The organism is Pseudoalteromonas sp. SWXJZ10B, from assembly GCF_015864475.1.
Classification (GTDB): Bacteria; Pseudomonadota; Gammaproteobacteria; order Enterobacterales; family Alteromonadaceae; genus Pseudoalteromonas; species Pseudoalteromonas arctica.
Genome location: NZ_JADYXD010000002.1, coordinates 25931 through 50611, shown reverse-complemented (window position 1 = coordinate 50611; position 24681 = coordinate 25931). Strand labels below are relative to the sequence as shown.

Annotated in this window: 20 protein-coding genes; 1 reads left to right on the top strand and 19 read right to left on the bottom strand. The window is 35.0% G+C overall.

Annotated elements, in window-relative coordinates:
- Positions 1–165: 165 nt before the first annotated feature.
- Positions 166–1617, top strand: coding sequence for a 16S rRNA (cytosine(1407)-C(5))-methyltransferase RsmF (gene rsmF, locus I6F54_RS02185; protein ID WP_197139484.1), 1452 nt, complete (start codon positions 166–168; stop codon positions 1615–1617).
- Positions 1618–2773: 1156 nt separating this feature from the next.
- Here the strand turns inward: rsmF and I6F54_RS02180 are convergent.
- The 19 genes from I6F54_RS02180 to wecC form a co-directional block, all read right to left on the bottom strand.
- On the bottom strand, positions 2774–3475 hold the full coding sequence (locus I6F54_RS02180) for a VpsP family polysaccharide biosynthesis protein (protein WP_197139483.1): 702 nt from the start codon (positions 3473–3475) through the stop codon (positions 2774–2776).
- On the bottom strand, positions 3468–4196 hold the full coding sequence (locus I6F54_RS02175; RefSeq protein ID WP_197139482.1) for a tyrosine-protein phosphatase: 729 nt from the start codon (positions 4194–4196) through the stop codon (positions 3468–3470). The genes I6F54_RS02180 and I6F54_RS02175 overlap by 8 nt, the downstream gene beginning before the upstream one ends.
- 15 nt (positions 4197–4211) lie before the next feature.
- The gene (locus I6F54_RS02170; protein WP_197139481.1) at positions 4212–6419 is read right to left on the bottom strand and encodes a GumC family protein; all 2208 of its coding nucleotides are present in this window, start codon (positions 6417–6419) and stop codon (positions 4212–4214) included.
- A gap of 22 nt (positions 6420–6441) precedes the next feature.
- Complete coding sequence (locus I6F54_RS02165; RefSeq protein ID WP_197119760.1) at positions 6442–6960, bottom strand: polysaccharide biosynthesis/export family protein; 519 nt, start codon at positions 6958–6960, stop codon at positions 6442–6444.
- Positions 6960–8174 carry an outer membrane beta-barrel protein gene (locus tag I6F54_RS02160; protein WP_197119761.1) on the bottom strand — a complete coding sequence of 405 codons (1215 nt, stop codon included), beginning with the start codon at positions 8172–8174 and terminating at the stop codon, positions 6960–6962. The genes I6F54_RS02165 and I6F54_RS02160 overlap by 1 nt, the downstream gene beginning before the upstream one ends.
- Complete coding sequence (locus tag I6F54_RS02155) at positions 8158–9561, bottom strand: undecaprenyl-phosphate glucose phosphotransferase (protein WP_197139480.1); 1404 nt, start codon at positions 9559–9561, stop codon at positions 8158–8160. Before I6F54_RS02155 ends, I6F54_RS02160 begins: the two co-directional genes overlap by 17 nt.
- Positions 9562–9791: 230 nt before the next feature.
- Positions 9792–10190 (bottom strand): 3-phosphoshikimate 1-carboxyvinyltransferase, encoded by a 399-nt coding sequence (locus I6F54_RS02150; RefSeq protein WP_197139479.1) that lies wholly within the window; start codon positions 10188–10190, stop codon positions 9792–9794.
- Between the two features lie 513 nt (positions 10191–10703).
- Complete coding sequence (locus I6F54_RS02145) at positions 10704–11837, bottom strand: sugar-transfer associated ATP-grasp domain-containing protein (RefSeq protein WP_197119764.1); 1134 nt, start codon at positions 11835–11837, stop codon at positions 10704–10706.
- Position 11838: 1 nt separating this feature from the next.
- Complete coding sequence (locus I6F54_RS02140; protein WP_197119765.1) at positions 11839–12597, bottom strand: WecB/TagA/CpsF family glycosyltransferase; 759 nt, start codon at positions 12595–12597, stop codon at positions 11839–11841.
- Positions 12598–12611: 14 nt separating this feature from the next.
- Entirely contained in the window at positions 12612–13808 is a 1197-nt protein-coding gene (locus I6F54_RS02135) for an aspartate-semialdehyde dehydrogenase (RefSeq protein ID WP_197139478.1), read from the bottom strand.
- Positions 13805–14494 carry a glycosyltransferase family 4 protein gene (locus I6F54_RS02130; protein ID WP_231615244.1) on the bottom strand — a complete coding sequence of 230 codons (690 nt, stop codon included), beginning with the start codon at positions 14492–14494 and terminating at the stop codon, positions 13805–13807. The genes I6F54_RS02135 and I6F54_RS02130 overlap by 4 nt, the downstream gene beginning before the upstream one ends.
- Before the next feature lie 372 nt (positions 14495–14866).
- Positions 14867–15985 carry a sugar-transfer associated ATP-grasp domain-containing protein gene (locus tag I6F54_RS02125; RefSeq protein WP_197139477.1) on the bottom strand — a complete coding sequence of 373 codons (1119 nt, stop codon included), beginning with the start codon at positions 15983–15985 and terminating at the stop codon, positions 14867–14869.
- A 583-nt stretch (positions 15986–16568) separates the two neighbouring features.
- Entirely contained in the window at positions 16569–17648 is a 1080-nt protein-coding gene (locus tag I6F54_RS02120; RefSeq protein WP_197119769.1) for a glycosyltransferase family 4 protein, read from the bottom strand.
- Positions 17649–17798: 150 nt separating this feature from the next.
- Positions 17799–19118: a phenylacetate--CoA ligase family protein gene (locus I6F54_RS02115; RefSeq protein ID WP_197139476.1), complete on the bottom strand. Its 1320-nt coding sequence runs from the start codon at positions 19116–19118 to the stop codon at positions 17799–17801.
- Positions 19118–19549 (bottom strand): serine O-acetyltransferase, encoded by a 432-nt coding sequence (locus I6F54_RS02110; RefSeq protein ID WP_197139475.1) that lies wholly within the window; start codon positions 19547–19549, stop codon positions 19118–19120. Before I6F54_RS02110 ends, I6F54_RS02115 begins: the two co-directional genes overlap by 1 nt.
- Positions 19536–20747 carry a VpsF family polysaccharide biosynthesis protein gene (locus I6F54_RS02105; protein WP_197139474.1) on the bottom strand — a complete coding sequence of 404 codons (1212 nt, stop codon included), beginning with the start codon at positions 20745–20747 and terminating at the stop codon, positions 19536–19538. The genes I6F54_RS02110 and I6F54_RS02105 overlap by 14 nt, the downstream gene beginning before the upstream one ends.
- Positions 20744–22156 carry an oligosaccharide flippase family protein gene (locus I6F54_RS02100; protein ID WP_197119773.1) on the bottom strand — a complete coding sequence of 471 codons (1413 nt, stop codon included), beginning with the start codon at positions 22154–22156 and terminating at the stop codon, positions 20744–20746. Before I6F54_RS02100 ends, I6F54_RS02105 begins: the two co-directional genes overlap by 4 nt.
- Positions 22156–23307, bottom strand: a complete 1152-nt coding sequence (locus I6F54_RS02095) for a VpsD family glycosyltransferase (protein ID WP_197139473.1) — start codon at positions 23305–23307, stop codon at positions 22156–22158. The genes I6F54_RS02100 and I6F54_RS02095 overlap by 1 nt, the downstream gene beginning before the upstream one ends.
- A gap of 112 nt (positions 23308–23419) precedes the next feature.
- Positions 23420–24670 (bottom strand): UDP-N-acetyl-D-mannosamine dehydrogenase, encoded by a 1251-nt coding sequence (gene wecC, locus I6F54_RS02090; protein WP_010554186.1) that lies wholly within the window; start codon positions 24668–24670, stop codon positions 23420–23422.
- Positions 24671–24681 lie beyond the last annotated feature (11 nt).

Below are 24681 nucleotides of genomic sequence, written 5' to 3'. Positions count from 1 at the left end.
GATTGTCGACACTATTAATCTAAAGTCGTATATAACTGGTTTTAAAATAAGCTGCCGCAGTAAAGTGTCGACACAACTTCAAAGTAGTTAATATGCTTTTTAGCGCTGAAAACACCTTATATAAATGTTATTATCGCGCTTTATTTTTATAGTATGAGCTAACGCGTGAACGCCAACACTTTTATTCCTGAGCACTTTATTGATGACGTAAAAACCTATTTACCAGCGCATCTAAGCTTAGATGACTTTTTAAATGCGTGTCGCAGGCCGCTCAGAAAATCTATTCGCGTTAATACATTAAAAATTAGCATTGAAGAATTTGTAAAACGTGCAGCTAAAAAAAATTGGCTACTAACCCCAATCCCATGGTGCAGTGAAGGCTTTTGGCTAGAGCGCCCAAGCGATGAAGAGCAAAATCTAGCCCTTGGTAATACCGACTTACACCTAAGCGGGGCTATGTACGTACAAGAAGCAAGTTCAATGCTGCCGCCTATCGCCTTAAAGCAAAGTATTGAACTAGCAGACCCTCAAAATAACACCGTACTTGATATGGCATCTGCGCCGGGTTCTAAAACATCGCAACTTGCAGCACTTATGAATAACCAAGGTGTATTAGTTGCTAACGAGCTTTCGTCTTCACGTTTAAAAGTACTTAGCGCCACGCTTAAACGCATGGGCGTTGGTAACTGTGCGCTCTCACACTTTGATGGCGTTATATTTGGCAACTACATGTTTGAATGCTTTGATAGTATTTTACTAGATGCGCCCTGCTCTGGCGAAGGCACAGTACGTAAAGACGCCGACGCTCTTAAAAATTGGTCAATAGAATCAAACATACAAATTGCTCAAGTACAAAAAGACTTAATTAAAAGCGCATTTTATGCATTAAAGCCAGGTGGCACGTTAGTGTATTCAACCTGCACACTTACCCCGCTCGAAAATCAACAAGTATGCGATTATTTACTCAATGAATTTGGTGACTACATAGCACCGCAATCCCTAAGCGACTTATTTGAAGGTGCAAGCAAAGCCACCACAAGTGAAGGCTATTTGCATGTATGGCCGCAAACATTCGATAGCGAAGGCTTTTTTATCGCTAAATTTAAAAAGCACGCAAGCTGTAATAATCCAAATCAAACAGTTAAAAAAGGTGCATTCCCGTTTAACGAGTTTGATAAAAAACAAAGTGCCGCGTTTATGCAATCGCTTAAAAAGCACTTTGGGTTAACTAATATACCTGGCAACTTAATGCAGCGCGACAAAGAGCTGTGGTTATTTCCTGAGGGGTTTGAAGCCATACAAAATAAAATTAAGTACGCACGTTTAGGTATTCAAATTGGCATTATTCATAAAAATGGCGTAAGACTAACGCACGAATTTGCTACTGTGTTTGGCAACGAGTGCAAAACGAATATTTACGCGTTAAATAACGAGCAAGCAAATGATTATTTTCAAGGTAAAGATATACGCTTAGCTGAGGCAACCCAAACAATAGGTGAAGTAGTATTAACATTGTGTGGATGCCCTATTGGGCTGGGTAAATGGCAAAAAAATAAGATCAAAAATTCACTCCCTCGCGATCTCGTACAAAATACGCAGTTAATAAGCTGGGGTTAAACTAAAGTATAGAGTATGCATAATTAATCTAATCCTTTATTGCCAAATGTAACTAAGTGGCAAAATTAGTTATGCTTTTTTAGGTGGTTTTACTACACTTTTAAATACTTTCTTCTTCTCCCTAATGAACCAGAAAGTTTTTAGTTAACGCTAGACTCAATTTAGAGTCATTTTATTGCCCAGAGGTTTTTTATAAACCACTGGGCAATTTTTTGCGCAGTATAATAACAATTCAGCTTTACCAAAAAAACAAGTATTCACAAAGAAGTTATGAGGCACTGCGCTTTTAGAAAAGTGATAAATCAGTTAGTTGAGTAGATCACTTGGTCTCTGCTCATTTACTCCTCATTCACTTCTCTTTGTGCAATTGGTTTATCACATTTAACTTTAACGCGAGTAAGCTCAACGATCACAAGCGGAGTTTTTCAAGTTAGTTGTCGCACCAAGTAAACATCAAACTCCTGTAGATTAGCTGCTTGCTGCCATTTAAAACAACGCTTTTACCAATAAAAAAAGTATTCACAAAGAGGTTATGAGGCGCTGCGCTTTTAGAGAAGTGATAAATCAGTTAGTTGAATAGATCACTTGGTGTCTTCTCATTTACTCCTCATTCTCTTCTCTTTGTGCAATTGGTTTATCACATTTAACTTTAACGTGAACCCGCTTCACGATTATAAGTAAGCACAATTCTCTTCTAGAGATACAAGACGTGCTGCTTGCTGCCGTTTAAAGCAACGCTTTTACCAATAAAACAAGTATTCACAAAGAGGTTTTGAGACGCTGCGCTTTTAGAGAAGTGATAAGTCAGTTCGTTGAATAGATCACTTGGTGTCTTCTCATTTACTCCTCATTCACTTCTCTTTGTGCAATTGGTTTATCACATTTAACTTTAACGTAATTAAGCTAAACGATTACAAGTAAGCACAAAACTCTTGTAGGGATACAATACGAGCTGCTTGCTGCCGTTTAAAGCAACGCTTTTACCAATAAAACAAGTATTCACAAAGAGGTTTTGAGACGCTGCGCTTTTAGATAAGTGAAAAATCAGTCAGTTGAATAGATCACTTGGTGTCTTCTCATTTACTCCTCATTCTCTTCTCTTTGTGCAATTGGTTTACGCTTTAACGTAAACAGGCTAAACACTTTCAAAACCAACCTAATTACAATGTTTTTTAAACATCCATCTTGTTCTAACGGCTTCAAAGTCGGGGCTAAATTTAAGCGACAGACATAAAATAGGTAGAGCATCAACTTGCTTAGCCACATCAAAAATTTGATAAAATTTATAACCATATTTAACGGTTAAATTTAGTTCAGCAATATACAATGCTTTATACTTTGGAGGGAGTCGCTGCCAGTTCATTAGCGCTATTTGAATAATACCAAGCTGCACATCAAGCTTGTACGGCCCGAATTTTTTAGCCTGCTGAATATACTCGTACACGCGCTCTGTCGGCCCTTCTTGGTAACTAACTACTTGTGCTAGTGCAATCCAAGTTTCTGACCATGTTTGCCTTAACTCTAATGACTTTAATAGATCTTTTTCTGCTTGTTGATAAACCAAAAGCTTATTGTTATTTTGCTCGCTAGTTACAGCTAGGTTTAGCATTTTTATATATGCACTAAGTTGCCAGTAATGAGGGTGTGTAGGCTCTTTTGCTGTTGAAAGGTTAATTGCACTCTCTGCAAGCTTTAACTCTTCAGAAGTAATTAAGCTAACCGGCTGCTTTAAAATATTGAGCGCATTAAAGTACCATGTATTTGCGCGCATACTTTGTAAGCTTTGATAGCTTATAATTAAAGTAATAACTGCAAGCAAAATTATTTGAGTAAGTCGTTTCATATTTAAATTATTCATTAAATAAAGACTCTGTTAAACGCTGTGGATTATTAAAAAACAAATTTTGCGCTTCAATTTCACCAATCAACTCGCTCACTATTTTTTTAGCTTTACTCAAAATGGGCGGCCTACGCTTAACTGAATGAGCATCAGATGCAACATAAGTTACTAAACCCTTTTTTAGCATATCTATACTAATATTTTTTGCAGTTTCGCCCCATGCACCTTCAATGCTTGAAGCTGTTAATTGAAAATCACAACCTAATTGCTTTAAACGATCAATATAAAAAGGATTTACTTGAATATCGCGATTACGCTCAGGGTGAGGAATAATTACTTTTATATTTTGTTTAGCTAGCCAATTTATAAACTTATCGTAGCCTTGGGGGACATGCGAATGCGGGAGTTCTAATAATAAATAATTTACTGAATTAAGTGTACCAATAAACGGGAGTTTATTACCAAGCACTAAACTCATTAGCTCTACATCAAGCCTAACTTCAGCGGCCACTGCTAGTTTAATACCAATATTATTTACTAATGCCTGTGCTTTTAAATTAGCAAGCTCGCTATACAATTGCGAAACCGAATTATTAAATCGCCCAATATGTATATGTGGCGTGGCAACCATATGGGTTATTCCATCATTTTGCGCAATCTTTAATAACGCTAAAGATTCACTTAAATCTTTAGCGCCATCATCTATTCCTGGCAAAATATGGGAGTGGATATCAATCATAGGTTTGGCATTTGACTATGTATTAGGTTGTTCTGGCTTTTGCGAATAATCGTAATAGTCGTAGTAGCCATGGCTATGCTCGTCTTTACTTTTACTCATATCTACTTGGTTAAGCACAATACCTGCAACATGAGCCTTAGACTCAAACAAACGTTCAATACCCGCTTTAATAGGTTTAATTCGCGTAATATCCGACTTAACCACATAAATTACCGAATCTACACTTTGTGCAATCACTAAAGCATCACTTACAGCCTGTGTAGGCGGTGTATCTATAATTATATGGTCGTACTCAGCTTTTAATATAGTAAGCACCTCACTAAAGCGCGAGTTAGATAAAAGCTCTAGCGGGTTTCCTGGTATTTGGCCGCTAGGCATAATAGCGACGCCCGATTGCCCATCAATATGTACACACTCACTTAACTGCTCAGTGCCTATAATTAAATTGCTTAACCCCGGATGAAATACCGGTATATCGAAGCGTTTAGCAATACTTGGTTTGCGTAAATCAGCATCAATTAATAAAACTTTACCCATTTGCGCAAGCGACATAGCTAAATTAGCTGAGGTTGTGGTTTTACCCTCACCCGGAGCACTTGATGTTACGGCTATTACTTTATGATCGCGCTCTAACTGAGTTAATAGTAAACTAGTTCTGAACGTACGTACCGACTCTGCAAATCGCCTATAATTATCATCAAGATAAGCGTGTATCGGAAACACGCTATTTTTTGGTGTTTGCACATGTGGTAAAAGCCCAAGCATACGCTGCGCTAACTTACTTTCAATATCGTTTTTAGTTTTAACTGTATCGTTAAGTGCATCAAATATAAAGCTCATAACTACTGCAAAACCAAAACTTGCTACAAAAGCTAATATAACAATTAACTTTTTATTCGGTTTACTTGGATCTTTCGGGGCATAAGCTCTGTCAGTAAAGCGCGCAGCTGCCGAGCTAAAATCACTTGTTACTTCGGTTTCTTTAGAGCGAGATAAAAACGTATTAAATATATTACGATTGGTCTCTACTTCACGCTTTAGCTGGTTATATTGAGTTTCTTTACGCGTGATATCTTGATATTCAGCACGTATTTTAACTAAATCACGCTCAAGCGCACTAACCGTACGTGTTATACGGTTTAGCTCTTTTTCAATACCGGTAATAAGTCCCTTAATTTGCTTATTTAAGTTATTTTTTACAGTAGCAAGCTCAGCATTAGCGGAAATCATACGAGGATGCTTAGGGCCATATACTTCGCCTAAGTCACTTAACTTACGCTCAACTAATATAACTTCACGTTTTACGTCCTGTATTACTCTATGCGATGTAATCTCTGGCATACTGCCTAAAAGCTCTAAATTATTATTTCCATACTCTCTTATTACACGGTTAATGCTTTCAAGGTTATTTTTTTCGTTACGGGCAACAATTAACTGCTGAGATATTTGCTCAAGCTCTTGCGTGGCTAGCCCTGCTATCCCCTCAATATCAACTAATTTTTGCTGCTCTCGGTATTCTTGTAAACGTACCTCGGAGTCATCAAGCTGAATGCGTAATTGCGATAAGCGTGTATTTAACCAACTAGAAGCTTGTTGGGTAATCCCCATTTTTGCGCGCATTTGGCTTTCTATATACACTTCACCAATAGTATTAGCCACAAGTGCTGCTAATTTAGGGTCGCTCGACTCAAAGCCCACTCTTACTAATTGAGTTTTAGTGATAGGAGATATCGAAAGACGCGATTTAAAGGCAGCCAGCAAATCTAACATTTCGCGCTCAGCTTGCTCTTCAGGGGCGTATACAGTTACTTCTTTTTTATTTAAAAAAGGCAGTTGCTCTTTTACTGTAGCTTTAAGCTCACTTAAAAGAGAGGGTTTTGCTATAAAGTCTGTATGCGCTTTTAAATTAAGCTTAGTAATTACTTCACGAGCAATACTGTCAGATTTAATAACCTCAAACTGAGTAAGGTAGTATTCTTTTTTAGTCGAATCTAGCCCATAAATTTCATCAAAACTTACTGCCTTAGTTTGCTCCGCTTCGATAAGTAAAGTAGCCGTCGCTACATATTTAGGTATTAACGTGAGGGCTACCATTATAGTTAGTAAGGTAACTACAGTCGCAAAACCCAAAATACGCCATTTGGCACGTTTAATTACATTGAGGTAAGATCCTAAATCAATAATTTCTTCATTATTGCTCAGGTTTTCATTTGTTTGGTTCATTAATTACTGCCTTGTTAACTGCTTAAAACAAGCGTTGTTCTATTTTTATGGTATCGCCCGCTGCAATTTGGCTATTTAAATTCCCTTTTTGTTGCTGCTGTTTAGTTTGCTCTTTAAATATGTATATTTTATCAATCGAGGCCCGCTCAGTTAAACCACCGGCAAGCGCAATCGCTTGATTAACTGTCATCGCGGGTTGATAAGGATAAGCGCCAGGCTCTTTAACTTCACCATGAATATAAAAAGGGCGGTACTCAATAACCTGAACATATACATTGGGATTTATTAAATACTCAGGCTTTAAGCCTTGCGTTATAACTTGCTCAATCTCAGACGTATTAAGCCCCGCAAGTTTTACTTTACCTAAAAATGGGTAGTTAACTTCTCCGCTATTACCTAAAAGTGCAGTTACCTCTAGATCGGGCTGACCAAACACTTTAATTTCAACCTTATCTCCTGCGCCTATTACATAACTTTGCGCAGATTGAGCAAAACATACGCTGCTTAAAAATAGCAGCGTTAAACTAAAAATAAACTTCATTAATTAGCCTTTAAAGCAAACGTAAAATTAATACCTACAACTACTCGGTCAAACTCAATAGCAGATTGGGTAGAGTCTTTATCAATAAAATCTACATAAGTAGAAACCATACCAAAGTTACTCGCAACATAGTTTAACCCTAAGCGTGCGCTTTTAGTTTTATCCTTACGGCCAATATCACCCGTATATTGCTCATCAATGTAATTAATACCCGCAAGTGAGCTTAAATAATCGCTCCAGCTATGTGTCCAATTAATACCGTAAGTACTTTCTTTAATATAATCGCCCTGTACTAGCGGATCTTTAGCTGAGCGACTTGTTGTTAATTGCACTGTAGAATAACTAAGTGGCTGCCAGTTAACCCCGGCTTCCCAGCTTAAACCACTAAAGCCTTCTCGCTCATTGGCGCTAAAATCTTTATTTTGATAACCCAATTTAAATGAACCTGAGGTAAGTGCGGTTGCTTCCCATTCCATACCAATTAACACTTTTACGTCATCTGAGTCACGTGATATACCGCTGCTAGCTAAAAAGTCGTAACGGTAATTTTCTTGCTTAACTTCTAAAAAGGTACGTGTAGCAGCTTGAGTATTATAATAACCAGTAATACCAATTAATGATTTATCGTAATCACGAAACTGCGACACGGCTCTAAAATTTTGATATTTTTTACTATAAAAGCCAGCATTTAAAGCAACTTGCGCTTTTGAGCTTAGCGCACCGTATTCGTAGCGTGCTATAAAATTTTGCTGCTGATATTTCACAAGCTCATTGACTGTATCGCCAAGACCTTCAGTTAAACCACTACCACGCGGTTCATAAAGCCAGTCGGCTTTGCCATTAACATCTAAACGATGTTGACTAGTAAACTCCTTATGTACACCAGCTCCTATATTAACTTGAGTAAAATTATCGTCAGAATCTTTATTATGTAACGAACTACTCGTACCTAAATCAAGGTTATAACTATCGGGGCCGTCTTCAATAGCTGCCTTTATATTAGGCGTAATGGTCCAAATTGTACGCGACTCTTCATTTTCTGGAGTGCTAAAAAAGTTATTATTACTGCTTATACCCGTTTGTAACGTTGGCGTGATTTCGGCGCCATCTTTAGTTATAAAACTACCTGGTTTTAAATTAGCAGCTGCAGGTGCTGCAACCCCTACACTTAACAAAGCAAATATAGGTGCAAGTGTTTTAGTATGCATTCGCATTCTTAAATCCTTTAAAAATTGTCATAAAAATAATTTTTATATCAAACCATAACGACCAGTGCTTAATATAATGTAAGTCAAATTCAACACGTTTTTCCATTTTGTTCAGCGTATCAGTTTCGCCGCGCCATCCGTTAATTTGAGCCCAGCCTGTTATACCTGGCTTTGTTTTATGCCTAAACATATAAAACTCTACTTTTTTACGGTATTCCTCATTATGGGCAACCGCATGAGGCCTTGGCCCAACTATCGACATATCGCCTTTTAAAACATTTATAAATTGCGGTAATTCGTCAAGGCTTGTACGGCGTAAAAAACTACCTAAAGGTGTAATACGCGCATCATTTTTTGTGGCTTGCGTTACCACTGCACTGTTTTCGGTAACACTCATTGAACGAAATTTCCATACTTTAATTTTACGTCCATCAAGCCCGTATCGGTCTTGCTTAAAAATCACAGGGCCTTTTGAAGTAAATTTAACAGCAAATGCAATCGCCATAACTACTGGAGAAATCAGCATTAAAATAATAGAGGCAACAATGATATCTTCAGTACGCTTTATAAATTCACGAGCACCTATAAACGGTGATTCAAACACACTTAATGTGTCAACATCCCCCACATGCTCTATACGAGCATGTATTAAGTTAGATATTAAAAAGTCAGGAATTATATGCACATCAACCGTTGTATCACCTAACTGTAATAAAATATCGGCAATGCGTTTATCAGCCTTCATTGGCAATGCAATATACAACACGCCTATTTCACCATTACGCGCTGCATTAACCGCATCTTGAATACGTCCTGCAACATCGTGTTTTGTGGAGTTTTCAAAAAGGCGTTCTGGTTGCCTGTCGTCATAAAAACCTAAAAAATTAAAGCCAAGTTCGTCATTTTTAGTAATCTCGTTATATAAATGTACTGCTGACTCGGTAGCGCCAACAATGGCAACATTGCGCAAATTTAACCCTAGTTTACGTCTACTTCTTTTAAATAAGTATGCAGCAAGGCGCCAAGCATATAAAAAAGTTACACTTAACAAAAACCACAATCCTAGGCCAATACGCGAAAGCGACTCAGTAAACTTAAATGCAAACGATATAACTAATAAAACAAAAAATGCAGCAAATAAGGAGCCCCAAGCACAAAGCACCATAGTTCTAAATTTACCAGCACGCCAGGAGCGATAAGCGGAGAATATTTCAGCACAGTATAAAAAGCTTAAAGCAACGGTTAAGACTGAAACCATATAAATAGGAGTGAGCTCAAAACTGTAGAACAAAGCTGAGCATTGAAAGGCTAAAAACAGTGCAAAAATATCGAACAAACGATAAAAATTTGCATCCGACGAGCCATTGGGCTTAAACGTCCTTGAAGATGTCATACTATGAATTCCCTATAGCTATCTTTAAAAGTGAACTTAGCTCCACAAAACTATGCGGCAAATGTTACAGCATCATACTAAAGTATTCAACTTTAAGGATGAATTTATATAGCAATAGTATGCAAAATGTCTTTAAGTAGCGAGGAGCTGACACACAAAAAAACAAATATAAACTCATATAAACTTCAGTAAACATTTGCAAACCACCCCTAAACAGAAGCATATTATTTTTATTTAAACAGCTCCTTAAACCACACCCATACTCCAAATGAGTAATTACTAAATATATCAATACCTAAAGCCGACTTAACTAAATAAATAATAAGCAGAAAAATTGTAATAACAAATAAACTAAATATAGATACGGTGATGGCCTGCGATATAGCTGCTATTTTTTGCTCTTTTTTACTAAGTTCTCGCCTGTTTCGACCAGCCAGTATAACAAAATAGTATCTGTATTTAAAAAACTTGAATACCCCTCTGCAATCAACAGCATGCTTACCCCACTGCCTTGCACCTATTGCCACTTTTAAATGAGCTAGCTGATCTTCAGTAAAGCTATCTTGCACATCACTAGGCATACGATTTAGTAAACTACGGATAGTTGGATCTGCTTTTAATTTCGACAAATGTAAACCTTACTTATTCTTAAAATATAAAAACGTTATATAATTTTATTAATATAAACAATAAAAAAGCCAACATTCACTTGATAGTAATTGAGTGATAAGTATTACTATTTAACCAGCTAGGTTAGCGGTTATAGCTGACACTATACAAACCTTTTAAATTAATATCACCAGCAGCACGATCTACGTGAAGTTAAAAGTTGTCAAACACAAACATATAGCTTTTGACTCTCTTTTTCAAAATCAAAAAAACGGATTACAAATAAGGTAACAAATAATATATGCGTGAAGGAGGATTGAAAATACTAAATGCAATAAAGACGAAAATTCAAGGTAGGGCCAAGACAAAAACAATTCCTAGCCCTTTTTACAGTATAAATTTAGTTTAGATATAACACTCAACATACCTGAGAGAAAATTTAAGCGTATATGTTTAAATATAACCTCTATTGTTCTATGTTTTTATAGATAAAATAAAATTTTACTTAAAATTAATTTTTCGTACCACTATCATTAGCGACTAAATATATAATGCTTTAAGTATTTAGTATTTTCAGTGTAGCTAATCAGCTCAGAATAAAATACACTATTCCCCCCAAAAGCCTGCGTGCAAGTCTGTTGCGCTAAAATATCATAATCGGCATTTACCTCTAATATTAGAGGGCCATTTTCAGTTAAAGCAATATCCCAACCTAATGATTTAAGGTTTGGAAACTGTAAAGCAGCTTTTTTAACAATATTAATAATTTCATCCCAATATGGAACCGTTAGACCAGAAAAGACAGCGCCTGTATTTGGGTGCTCTGAATATAGATTCTTACAATAGTCGATACCTAATGAACTTAATTCTCCAGTCTCAGTATTAACATTTACGCCTATTCCACCAGACTTCCCAGACCAATTATCGACCTTACGGCCATTCCTGCCTATGCGTAAATAGGCTGAATTGATAATCGCTTCACCTGCTTTTGAAAGTAAGGAATCTACTCTTACTGTATTTACTGACTCAGGATAAAGGCTCTGGTTAAATGAATGCTGCTGTATCTTTTCTTCAATTAAATAACTACAAGGCGATTCAGAGAATATTTTTTCTAATAACTCTACTGAGGTATAAGTAACACCCGACATTTCAAACTTTTTTATAGCATTTATATTTACATTAATTACATTAACTCCAACACCTTGGGATGAATCAATTACAGGTTTAATAACAATCGCAGGCGTAATGATAGCGTCTAAAACATCTTTAGCATTCGCGCCATTGAGACCTATTGACTCATTTGTATATGTATTATGGGAAATTACATTTATTAACTTAGCCGTTGGTATATTAGAATCAGCCATCAACTTATGAAATAAAAACTTATCGTCAGCAAATACTGTATACCTGCTATCATTTAAGTATTTTTGTCTAAAGTCACCAAAAAGTAATCCGGTTGAATATAGTTTAACTTCGTCTAAACCTTTACCTTTTTTGTATCCATCATATTTAAAATAATTATGAGGCCAATATTTTATCGCTCGCGCCAACAAGTAAAGCTCTTTAACTTGTTGTAATAATGGCTTCCTTTCCTTATCGTGAAGCATTTTGACAATAAATTCATTATAGAGATAAGTCACCCTATCTTTATTAATAACATTAAACATACTAACTTCCTTTTTTAGCTTTAAATTTTTCACTTAATAAAAGTATTAAAAACTTTGTATTTGTTTTTAAATAGCGCTTCCACATTCTACCTGGTTCTTGTATTACTCTATAAAGCCATTCAAGCCCTGCTTTTTGCATCCACTGTGGTGCACGTTTTACTTTACCGGCAACCACATCAAATGTGCCGCCTACCCCCATAACAAAGTCAACGCCAAGCTTGTCTTGCCATTTATTGATAAAGTTTTCTTTTTTGGGTGAGGTAATTGCCACAAATAATAACTTTGCACCAGATTTACGTATTTTATTAACAACGGCCTCTTCGTCATTCCCCTCTTTATTTCCAAAGAAGTAGCCATCATGGTATCCAGCTATATTTAAATTTGGATTTTGTGCTTTAACTTTTTCTACTGTTTTGCTTACAACCTCTTCGGTAGCACCGAGTAAAAAAACAGGGAAGTCTCGCTTTGCACTCATGGCTAATAGTTCATGGAATAAATCAACACCAGCAACACGTTCTGCTACATTGTGCCCTAAAAAACGTGCGCCAAATACAACACCCATACCATCAATATTTATTAAATCGCACGCTTTAACTGAATCAGCTAAAACAAGATCTTTTTGCATATTTACAATTTTTGCCACATTAACCACTACATGCTGCAAAAATTGCTTTTGTTCAATTCTACTTTCAATAAAAGAAACTGTTTCTTCCATTGTTGCTATATCCATAGGCGCTTTTAAAAATTCAATACGTTTCATTGCTGTGTCCGTTTTTAAAGTTGTTCAATAGCCGCACTTTTTGTGCTGTTCATTTTTTGACGATTAAAATAAGCAAATGAATAATAAACCCATGCTTGAGTCCAACGTATGTAATCAACCTTATTAGTAAAGTACTTATTTTTTTGATAAATAAAACGCTGCTTTTTAGGCATATATAGGGTTTGAATAGAACGATCAATTATCTTCTCTGCCATAGCAAAATCATCCTTTGTTTTACCTACTTTTAATAAGGTAAATACAGCTTGGGATACACTATGCATATCAAGTGGGTAGCGGTTATTATGATAATATTTAGATGTGCCGTCCTCTTCAAATAAATGCTTTTTATAATATTGCAAACCTAGTTTAATAGATTCTTCAAATTCATCTGTATCCAGAGCGTTACTCAATAAGCGTAATGCTTCTAAATTGTAACCTGTGTGAAAGCCATCTATAAACTGATGATGATGGCGAGATCCATAAACCCAAGAGCCATCAGCTCCCTGACCTTTTACTGACTGACGCGCAGCATTTAAAGCAAGCTGTTTATAAGGTTCATTATTTGTAAGTGTTGCCACTTTTGCAACCCATGCAGCGCCCCACAAACTTGCGTTATGCACAAATGTATTTTCACCTGGAATGTAGCCAAAAAACTGCTTACCATCATATTCTTTGTATAACGTATTTACTATAAAGTGAGCACTATCAAGCGCAGGCTCTCTATATTTATTATCGCCGGTTATTTCACTTAATGCGTACAAAGCTTGTGCTACATAAATAGTAGTAATTACATTCGGCTTTCCTTTAGGTACAAAAAAAGCGCGTGCATTCCAGTCAAAGTGGTAACCCCAACAACTATGCAACCAAGTAGCTTTATCACTTTGCTGAGTTAGCAACCAATCAGCTAGTTCTATCGCTTCATTTAAATAAAGTTGCTCGTTCGTTGCTTTATAGTCTTCCAGTAAACCTAAAATAAATAAACCAATTCCTTTAGGGTTGCGCTTTTGGGGCACAGCACATAATGGCCGCAAGTTAATTGCTAAACGTTTATGAAGTTGTATCCAAGCAAGCCCTATAATGCCTTTCTTAAACCGAGGAAATAATTCAAATAGTTTACTGTTTAGACCATCAAACGGGTCTTGGCCTGCATAGCTATTACTTTTTGCCTTACTGAACATGGTTTTTGTTATTAAGTTAATCTGACTGCTCATTTATTGGCCTTGGCAATTAGTTGCTGGTAATAACCCGATAACGTATTACCTACTACATCATCTTGAAAACACTCTAAAAACTTAGCTTTAGCTGCTTCACCAAATTTAGTTCGCTTATCTGAGTTCTGCGCCAGCTCACTCAACGCATCAGAAATCTGTTCGATGTTGCCAGGCTGCACTAATAAGCCATGAACATTATGTGTGATAGCATCTTCTACTGCACCAACAGGTGTCGTTATAACAGCTAAACCAACAGACATAGCTTCAAGAATACTCATTGGTAGGCCCTCTGCAAAACTTGGTAGCACTACAACATCTGTTCGCGCTAACAAATCAAGCTTTTGCTCTTTGTTAATCCACCCCAAGAATTCTACCTTTTCAGAAATGCCAAGTTCGCTGCAGAGTAAAGCTAAGCATTCAACATCACCGTTACCCGCAACTAGCAATCGCGCATTTTTGTTTTCTGCTTTTGCAAATGCATGTATTAAATCTTTAACCCCTTTTCGTGAACTAAGCTCGCCCATAAATGTAAAATTACACGTATTATGGTGTGATTTTTTTAATAGTAATTCAGGGACAGGGTTATATAGGACTTCCCACTTTGTTCCCATAACCTTGCCTAACGTTTGCTTCCAATAACTACCTAAACATAATCGAAGGTCATAAAGGTTAAAAATATAATCCATATATGCTCTTTTAATACCTGTTGCACCTTTATAGTATGTATCAAGGTTAGCAGCGTGGTTTTGATATATAGTTGGTATTTTAAAAAGCTTTAACCAAAGTGCATAATAGCTTTTACGGAGCACACTGCCGCCATGAATATGAGCCACTTCATAACTATTAAAAATTAATAAAAAGGGAAAATAAATAAAAGCAAACAACGTACTTATAAATTTACTAGCATTACTCCCTGGTCTATTTGTAAAAAAATAGCTAATTTTATACTTTGAGTTTAAAAATTCATTCTCCATAAATGTGCTAACAACACTAGCTACACCACCCGCCCCTTTATTTGACACACTAATTACCAATACTTTACTCTTCAATTTAATTCCTCACATTTTAACAGTTCTATTTTCAGAGAATTTTTTTTCTAGGCCACCTAAAGCTGACTGCAATCCATCAATACCAAATAATGTATTGATTTCAATAACTACAATACCATCATGCGTTATAGCAATATCCCAACCAGTTAAATTCATAATTATATTTTTATTCGCAAGTTCTAATATTTCATTATGGATATTTAACCAATTAGGAATTGCTAAATCTTTAAATTTAAAACCAGAGTCTGGGTGCTCATAAAAACGCTCTAGGCCATATTCATGAGTCGCATAATCTCTAAAGGCGCAACCGGTCAATAGATCAACACCTATAACAAGCCCTCCTGCAGATGTATTGTCTATTTCACTCCCTTTCGAACCCATCCTAAGCGTCGTAGCTATTATCTCTACTTGCCCTTGAGCATTTCTTTTTGTAATAACTCTAAGAGTGTTTACACTGTGGGCATAGACGGCAGCAATATCCAAATGTTGAGTAATGGCTTCTTCAATAACAAAATCACCTTTCAACTTACTAACATAATTAAAGTTTAACTCTAAATCCGAGTCTTTAATTTTATATATACCATCTTGCTTTTTAGCAATTAAAATTCCGCTACCGCCACGCCCATTAGCAGGTTTAATAAATAATTTAGCACTATGGGAGAAGCTTAATAATTCTGCAAAACTGTTGTTATTAAGTGAAATACCTTTTGAATTAAAAATATAGTGAGTCTTTTTCTTCGCTATAACGCTTGCCGTTGGAAAATTCATACCATCAAACAAAACATCCATTACTATTTTATCTTCTACAATATTAAGTAATGCTTTTGAATCATCATATTGTGGAAATATGATCCTATAAAAGTAGTAGCTAGGAATAAATTGTTTCATCTCTTCGATGCTAAGCGTGCAATCTTTCAAATAAAAGTCATGATTAAAATACTGAAGAGGGTAACAACCCCAGTGTCTTTTTAATTCTTTCATTTCAAAATTTATTACTACTTTACTTTTTGTATTTTTAGATAACCTATAGCGATACATATTACTTTTATATCTATAATTAAAGTTAATTAAGTATAAACATCTTACATTTTCAATTAACTTATGCTTAAAAAAAGTGAAAAATTTCATTATAATCCTTTATAGTACACACATTAATTATTACAATTTAAATTTTAATATTATTAGGTACGAAGTTCAATTATACAATCTCATTTTCGAATTTATTAGGGGTAAAGGCATACCTACTCAGCCTTTCACACCTTAGCCTTACAACTGAGGTTTCCTCACTCATAAGACTGCTTTTAAAACTGCTATTTTTTGTTAAAAATTCAGTTCGCCACTAACAAAAAACTTTCAAATCACCCTCTCTAGCCTGTGTATGGTCAATCTAAAACATAATATTTATATCTATTACTAATATATCATTTTGAGTAATAGCAACCCTTCAATCAGCTAAAATTATCTCTGTAAATTAATAGTATAATTAATTACCTTTGATTTTTACTAGTCAATTATCTGTAATATTTAAAGCGCCGATTTGTACGATAACTGGTTAAATAATGATAAAAATTATAGTGTGTTCTACAAAAGTTCTTATATTCATAGAGCTATCTATTTTTAGGTGAGTAAATGATAATATTTATGTTTCTAAAAATATTATCATTATTTTTTAACTCTGCCTGATGATTTCTTTAGCCCCTCTGTTTGAACATTAAATTACATCTAAGTCTTCATAAATAGTAATTAATTGAGGGATAATAATCTCAGGGCTAAATTTAGAAAGATATTTACTTTTAGCGTTTAATTGCATGCGTTTTATCTCAAGTGGTGACTCAATTGAAAATAGCATCGCTTGAGTGAGTTCATCGACGTCGCCGGCCTTGATAAGAACACCTTCTTCGTCTGATGTAATTGCATCTGGTATACCGCCAACGATCGTAGCTATAATTGGAACCTTGCAAGACATAGCCTCTAAAATCCCCATTGGAAAGCCTTCGTTATAGCTAGGCAGTACATAAGAATCAGCTCTTTTTAGTAGATTAAATTTTTCCTCACCAGATATCCAACCCAAAAACTCTACATAAGGACTTAAGTTCAACTCTATAACTAAGCTTTTAAACTTTTGAAGTTCTCCATCACCACCTAGTAATAAACGAGAGTGTGGGTAACGCTTTAGAACATTAGAAAAGGCAATAATTAAATCAGTAACTCCCTTTCTGTCACTTAACCTTCCTAAAAATACAAAATTAAAAAACTCGCTCCGTTGTGCAGGTTCAATGGGTTTAATTGAAACTGCGTTGTGAACAACAATACCTTTACCTTTATCTTTTAAAATAGTGTTTAACCAGCTAAGCCACTGAGTGGATAAAACAATTACTTTATCAGCCATGTTAAATGTATTACGGATATGTTCTTTTTTTTGTGTATTACATTCATCATTATAAAAATCTTTAAATTCACCGCTATGAAGATGAAGGATCACCTTCACTTTAAAAAATTTAGCAATTCTAATTAGTATTGATTTACGCATATAACTTCCTCTAGAGGACATATGAATATGGACAACACCTATGCTTTGAAATATTAAGTTAAGCAATAACCTAATCACGCATATAGAAAAAACAAACAATTGGCTTACTACGCTAAAATTATTAAAGTTAGCATGGCTAACTAGTAATTTAGAGTTGGTTCGCGCAAGGAATCCTTCGTCTTTCAATACATTAATAACACTCGACACACCTCCTTTACCACGTAGGTCTGTAGCTATTGTCAAGTTATGTTTCTTACTCAATGAGATTCTCCCGTGAACTAATTCTCTTTGTTAAATTCTTAATATAAATAGCCGAAGTTAGTATTTATAATTAAGTAAGAGTAATTAGAATTCCTTATGATTATTAGTACTAAAAATAAAAATAGTTTCGTGATTTTTCGTGCATTCCAACTAAATTGAGCAAATAGCCTGCCGTACTTTGCCATTTTTAGTACGAGGAATTGCGTCTATTATTTCAACTGAAACCGCAATACTTTTACCTAAACGTTTTTTTGTATTGTTAATAAGTTTCTCTTGTTGAGCTTCGGTAAATAAAGACGGGATAACCACAACAAGTACTTTTATTTCATAATGTGAGCTTTGTATGAATTGTGTAGCTAACAAACCTTCTACGCCTTTAGGAATATGATTAAGAATATGGATTTTTTGTCCATCCTCACCAACAAGATAATCTCCTACTCGCCCTTCAATTCTGTCTACAATCGGGAATACCCGACCACAGGGGCACGATTCTTCATCAGATAAATAAACGTGATCTCCAGTACGATAACGTACGAGAGGATATAACTCATTATTAAAATTAGTGCCTACAATTTCGTGACGACCTTCGCCTGCATCCAGTAATTCAACATGAGAGTAATCGGCTAAAATATGATATCGCCCATGTTCACAACTACCAATTGCAGCTACACGCTCGAAAAGACCATACCAATCAAATACCGTACATTTAAACCTTTTTTCAACAAGCTCTTTATCTTCTTGGCTTAAGGATTCAGAGGAAGTGATTATCGATTTTAACTCACCTAGGTAATACCTATTATTTGACTCTAAATATTTTGCCAATGCCACAATAGAAGACGGGTAAGCTTGAATAACTTGCACATTGAAATCATAAATAGCTTTAATATAACTATCTAAGTTTTTTTGTAACATATGAAAAGATGATAAAATAATAGTATCTTCAAAATAAGAATATCGCCAAAATGGAGGTTTTTTTTGTTCTAAGGGAACAATCATATCCCCTCTTATCCAAGCTTTTTTATCACCTGACTCCAAACCAGCCCATGTCATCATTCTATTAACAAAAGCTTGTTCAGCAATTACAGACTCCATATTTTGTGGTATAGACAAAGGAGTCCCTGTTGTCCCGCTTGTTGCGCCTTGTATAACTAGTCCACTTCTTTTAGAGGATACAAATTCTTTTTTATGCTTATTAACTATAGCTTTATCTATATAAGGAAAGTCTTTTATCTGACTAAATTCAGACGTGTAAAAAGATACATTTTTAGTTGCTTCTTTTATCACATGACTAAGCGCGGCTTTTGTATACTTATTCAGTGCATCAGCATCATACTCATGTGTAATAAGAGTATTCGTAAGTTCGTTACATTTTTTATTTTCCCGCATTTTTTTTCTTATAAACGCCCTAACACTGAGCATTATATTTTGAATAAAAACAGGACTCGCTTGATACAATTTACTGTTAAACATTAGTAATAATTCTTTGGGTTAATATTTGACTTTATAACTTCACCTGGAATACCAGCCACAGCACTATTATCTGGAATGTCTTTAACAACAACACAATTTGCACCTATAACACAGTTATTTCCAATTGTAATATCTCCCAAAATTTTAGCGCCTGTTGCTATATAGCAATTATCACCAATAATAGGAACGTTTATCGATTTAGATTTCCCCCCAATAGTGACATTAGAACCTATGACACAGTTTTTGCCTATAATGGATCTTTTATGTATTACTACCCCTATTCCACCATAAGCGAATATAGTGTTACTTCCAATTTCACACTCTGAAAAAATAGCACTGTTGTGAAAAAAACGGATTAAAGCATTAAAAAACTTTGGCAAAAGTGGGATTTTATTTTTATAAAACCAAGAGCCTATTTTATACAACATCATTTTTGTACTTCCTTGAATAAACTAAATATAAACACGAAATAAATAACATAATGACAGGAGTTTTAGTGGTCAGTGCGTTGTTTGTTAACGATACAGCGAATAAAATGAGTAGTGAAACTTGCATGTAAATATCATTTTTCCAAGCCATTTTTATTGATATTAAAAAACTAGAAAAAAGAAGTAAAATAGTGCCAAACAAACCAAAGCTGACTACCCATCCTATTACATAGTTTTCTATTACATTAATACCAATATAAAACTCTATATTATTCATAATTGAAGCTGAAGCACCTAACAGCCATTCGCTAATACTTAATTGTTCTAAAATAATAAACACATCAAAACGCGCTTGTGCACTGCCATCTATATACAGTTTACTTATAATCCGCTCACCCACTGGTGTAAGTGTAAGAATTAAAATTATTGCTATTAACGTAAGTAAAAAAAATGCTTGCCCTAATGCAAACTTAAGTTTTGATATTTTAATACCTGTTGTGAAAAAGCGCATCGATTTTGGTAAAGTAATTATGGCGAAACCAACTAAAAACATGCCTGCGGCTCCTCTTCCACCAAAAGCAAATAGCGAGATTAATACAGCTGTAAAATAAATAAATACAGGGACCTTTATTTTATTTACTAATAATAAAGCTAAAGAAGCAGTGATTAATGCATTATTTAATGGGTGTGTTAATAATGCCGTTGAACGAAAATGGGAAAAGCCTAAAAAGCTTGCCTCAACCAAAGTTTTGCCTAATATAAATTCTAAGATAGCAATTACGGCATTAATGAATAACAAATAAGCCACTAATTTTAATAGCTTGTCTTTATGTTCGTTTGTTAATTGGCTTAAAAGATATATAGCAAACAGTGCAGACACTATTGTATCTATTAAGTATGCCATCCCTGATGTACCAAATCGATATAATCCATACATAATTACAATAGAAACACTGATGGTGCTTATCAGCCATACTGTTTTTAATTCTCTTAAATTATCTAGCGGTTTACTAATACCTTTTTTTAGCGTAAGAAATGCAACAGATAATAATAACACATAACTATAAATATGAATTTTCACTAAAGGGTTCCCACCTTCCGACACATATTTTATGCCTAAATTTTCTAATAAGTATCCTCCTAATATAAAAGAAGATATAAAAACAAAAAACATTACTTTGTATATAGTTTGGCTATTCATTTATTTAATATCCATATTTTACATTTTTTGTAATTAAGCGAGGTAAGTACCAATAAAAATAAAAATAAACCAATAACCACATCAAAAATAATATTTAAAATCGGTATATTCATTACTAAAAATTTATAGGTACGAAGCTCAGGTAGGAAAATAGCCATACATACCGTTGAAATAATAATTTTATATACCTGCAGTGGTACAGAGTACCTATATCCTTTTTTAATAGATAAAAATAAAGCCACGCTAAATGAGATCAGACTCGCGATAAAAAAAGCACTTGCAGCGCCGATTAAACCGTAAATAGGTATTAAGGTAATTAATAAAGTAAGGTTAACGACTAAAGAAAAAACACTAATTCTTGGGAGGTACTTGGTATTTAAGGAAAACTGTAAACCATGGTCTATATAATGTGCTTTTAAATTTACAACAAATACTCCTGCACATAAAATATAAATGATTGTTGAACCTTGCGATAAGTATTCTTCACTAAGTAATAGTTGCATTATCGGTTCTGCTAATAGACAAAAACCAACTAATGCTGGCAATGCAATTAAACATAATAAAGTTAAGTACTCGCCATGAGCTTTATATAATTCAGCCTTATTATTAATTTTTTTTGTTAGTTCAGGGTAACTAGGTAAAGCTACAACCATAAAAATAAGTGCACCAATACCAAGTAAAATATTTGAAATAGCGGCGTAAATACCTGTTTGTGCTAAGTTAAGATGATCTGCAATAAAGTAACGATCTAACCGACTTGATATGGCTGCTACCAACCCACTTGCCATTAATGGTAAACCATATGAAAAAATAGCCTGAGCGTCAGCAGTTCTAAGTTTACTTATACTAAACTTTAAAGGTTTAAATACGATTGAACCCGCAGCAATATAACTTAAAAATAAGGCACACAGTGCAGACAATGTATCAGGATAAAAAAACAACAACCCTCCTGTAAATACAATAGCCATTATGGACTGAGTTAGTACAGCCACCCTATATTGATTTAAACGTTCCATAACTCGTGCTAATTCTAAATAGAACAGATAAAAAGCTTTCGTTAAAAATAGTAAAAATGTAGCTATAAAAGTGTAAAACGTTAATAAATCAGTTAAATACAAACCTAAAATGACTAATGCTAGTGCAGGTAACGTACAGCAAAAAATAATTGAAGTGGCTATAGCAGCAAAGTGCTCATACTCTTCTTCTTTTTTACTAGGGAGTAAACGCAGCATACTAGAATTAACCCACTGAGCAGCCACTGCCCTAACAACTTCTACAGTGAGCAGCATTAGTGCCAACATACCGTATTCCGTCGTCGTTAATAACTTTGTATGTATGCTAATTAAGGCAAAAACACTGATCGCTGCAAAAATTTGTACTGGCGCATATTTGAGTAATGATTTAAGCATTATTGTACTTCATCTAAAATTCTTACATATAAATTACTATATTGGCTAAAAATCGATTTAATGTTGAATTTAGTTTCGAGAGCGCGTTTCGAGTAGTCAACGTTATGCTTTACAACAAGATTATTAATTCTGTCGGGGCTCAACGAGTCTGAGAAATATAAAACCCCCATTTTTTCAAAGAAAGCTTTCTCATCTTCAAGTATACCAACCTCAGTGGCAACCAGAGGCAGACCAACAGCTAACATCTCTAAAGGAGCTAAGCCAAAGGTCTCTTCGCTAGAAGTAAAAACACCTAAATCTGCATCAAGGTATTGCTCAACAATTTGGGTTTTGTTTAGCTTACCTAAAAAGCTCACTTTTCCTTCTAAGCCCAAAGAAGTCACCTGCTTTTTAAGTTGCTCAGTATATAATCTATCGGCGGCTGGCCCGATAATAATTAGAGACGACCCAAGACCACTTTTGACTAATTTATTGAATAAAACAATAGAATCTTCGACCCTCTTTCTTGGTGTTAATAATGCACAGGTCACAACCTTTATTTCTTTTCGTTCACGTTTTATATAGTCAGCTTTAAAATATTCCTGATCAATTGGGTTATGAACCACTTCTGGTTGAAAACCATCTTTTAGTAATGCTTTCTCTAACTGCTTACCAACGACAACTACATAATCCTTTCGTTTTTTCACTATTTTAGGAATAACTTTTTCATATAATAAATTATTTATTAGACCAACATTACGACGGGCTATTTTTTTATAACTATGAACAGTTACAACTACCTTTCCTTTGTAGCCACAGCCCAATAAAAAACTCCAAAGATGTGTATGAACTAAATCTGGCTTGAGTAATTTTAATAATTTACGAATATGCCAATTTTGCCAAAGAATACCTGGAATTTTTAAACCCGTTTGCTTACTAGATGCTGGCAACCAAATAAAGTCCACATTATCGGCTAAATTAATAACTTCAGCTGTATAGGATTTTTTACTCTGCGGATCGAGCCCAATGATAGTAAACTTAAAGTTAGTGTCAGAATAATTAACCAAATATTCGGCAAACATTTGACAAACACTATCGACTCCACCACAATTTTCTGTACCCCACTCATAAGTTGAGAGGGGCATAATTAACACTACATGTTGTTTAGGCATAGCTCTTCTTTATAAAACAGATTACTAAATTCATTATTAATAAAAGACTTAAATTGCATGAAGAGCATCCATATATATTACTTTCATTTAACTTACTGGTAATCATATTAACTTACATTATCCCGCGCGTATCTATAACAACTTTTGAAGCAAACTCTGTTTTATCTGCTGCTTTAAATTGCTTGTGATCTACTAGCACTACTATTATATTTGCTTGCTCTAGTGCGGTTTCTAATGTTGTAAGCTCTACACCTTTTGATGAAAGCTTTTCAGGTAGTTCTTGTATATTAGGTTCTACAGCTAAAATTTTACCTACATTTTGTATAGCTAGCTCTTGTACTATTTGAAGAGCAGGACTTTCACGCAAGTCGTCAATGTCAGCTTTAAATGCTAAACCTAGGCACGCTATTACTGGGCGTTTAAATTCGTCGGCGGCTTTTGCTATTTTATTTATTACGTAATGCGGTTTTGCATCATTTGTTAAACGCGCTTGTTTAATTATTTTTGCTTCGTCTGGGCAGCTAGCAACAATAAACCAAGGGTCAACAGCAATACAATGCCCGCCTACACCCGGGCCTGGGTTAAGTATATTTACGCGAGGGTGGCGATTAGCTAATTTAACTAATTCCCATACGTTAATTTTAAGCTTGTCACAAATTACAGATAATTCATTAGCAAATGCTATGTTTACATCACGAAATGAATTCTCTGTTAGTTTTGCCATTTCAGCTGTACGTGCGTTTGTTACGATGCATTCACCACGCACAAATGTTTCATATAATTTTACTGCTTTTTCGCTACACGTTTTACTCATCCCACCGATAACACGGTCGTTAGATACCAGTTCTTGTAGTACATAACCTGGTAATACGCGTTCAGGGCAATGTGCGACGTTAATGTCGGCTGCATCGCCTTTATCTTGCGGGAACGATAAATCAGGGCGAGCTTCACTTAGCCATTGTGCTAGCTGCTCTGTTGCACCTACTGGTGAGGTTGATTCTAAAATGACTAAATTGCCTTTTTCGAGTACTGGGGCAATAGTTTTAGCTGCAGATTCTATGTAGCTTAGATCTGCTTTATGATCACCGCTTTCGCTATGGATAAATGGTGTTGGTACTGCAACCATAAATACATCAGCTTTTTCTGGAACCGTTGTTGCTCGTAAGTTACCTGTAGAAACAACACCGCGTACAATAATATCTAAATCAGGCTCTACAATATGTATTTCACCAGCATTAATTGTATCAACCGCTTTTTGATTTACATCTAAACCAATAACGTTAATCCCTCTTGAGGCTATTACAGCTGCTGTTGGTAACCCTATGTAGCCTAAACCTACTACTGATACTGTTTTAATTGTCATTACAAAATCCT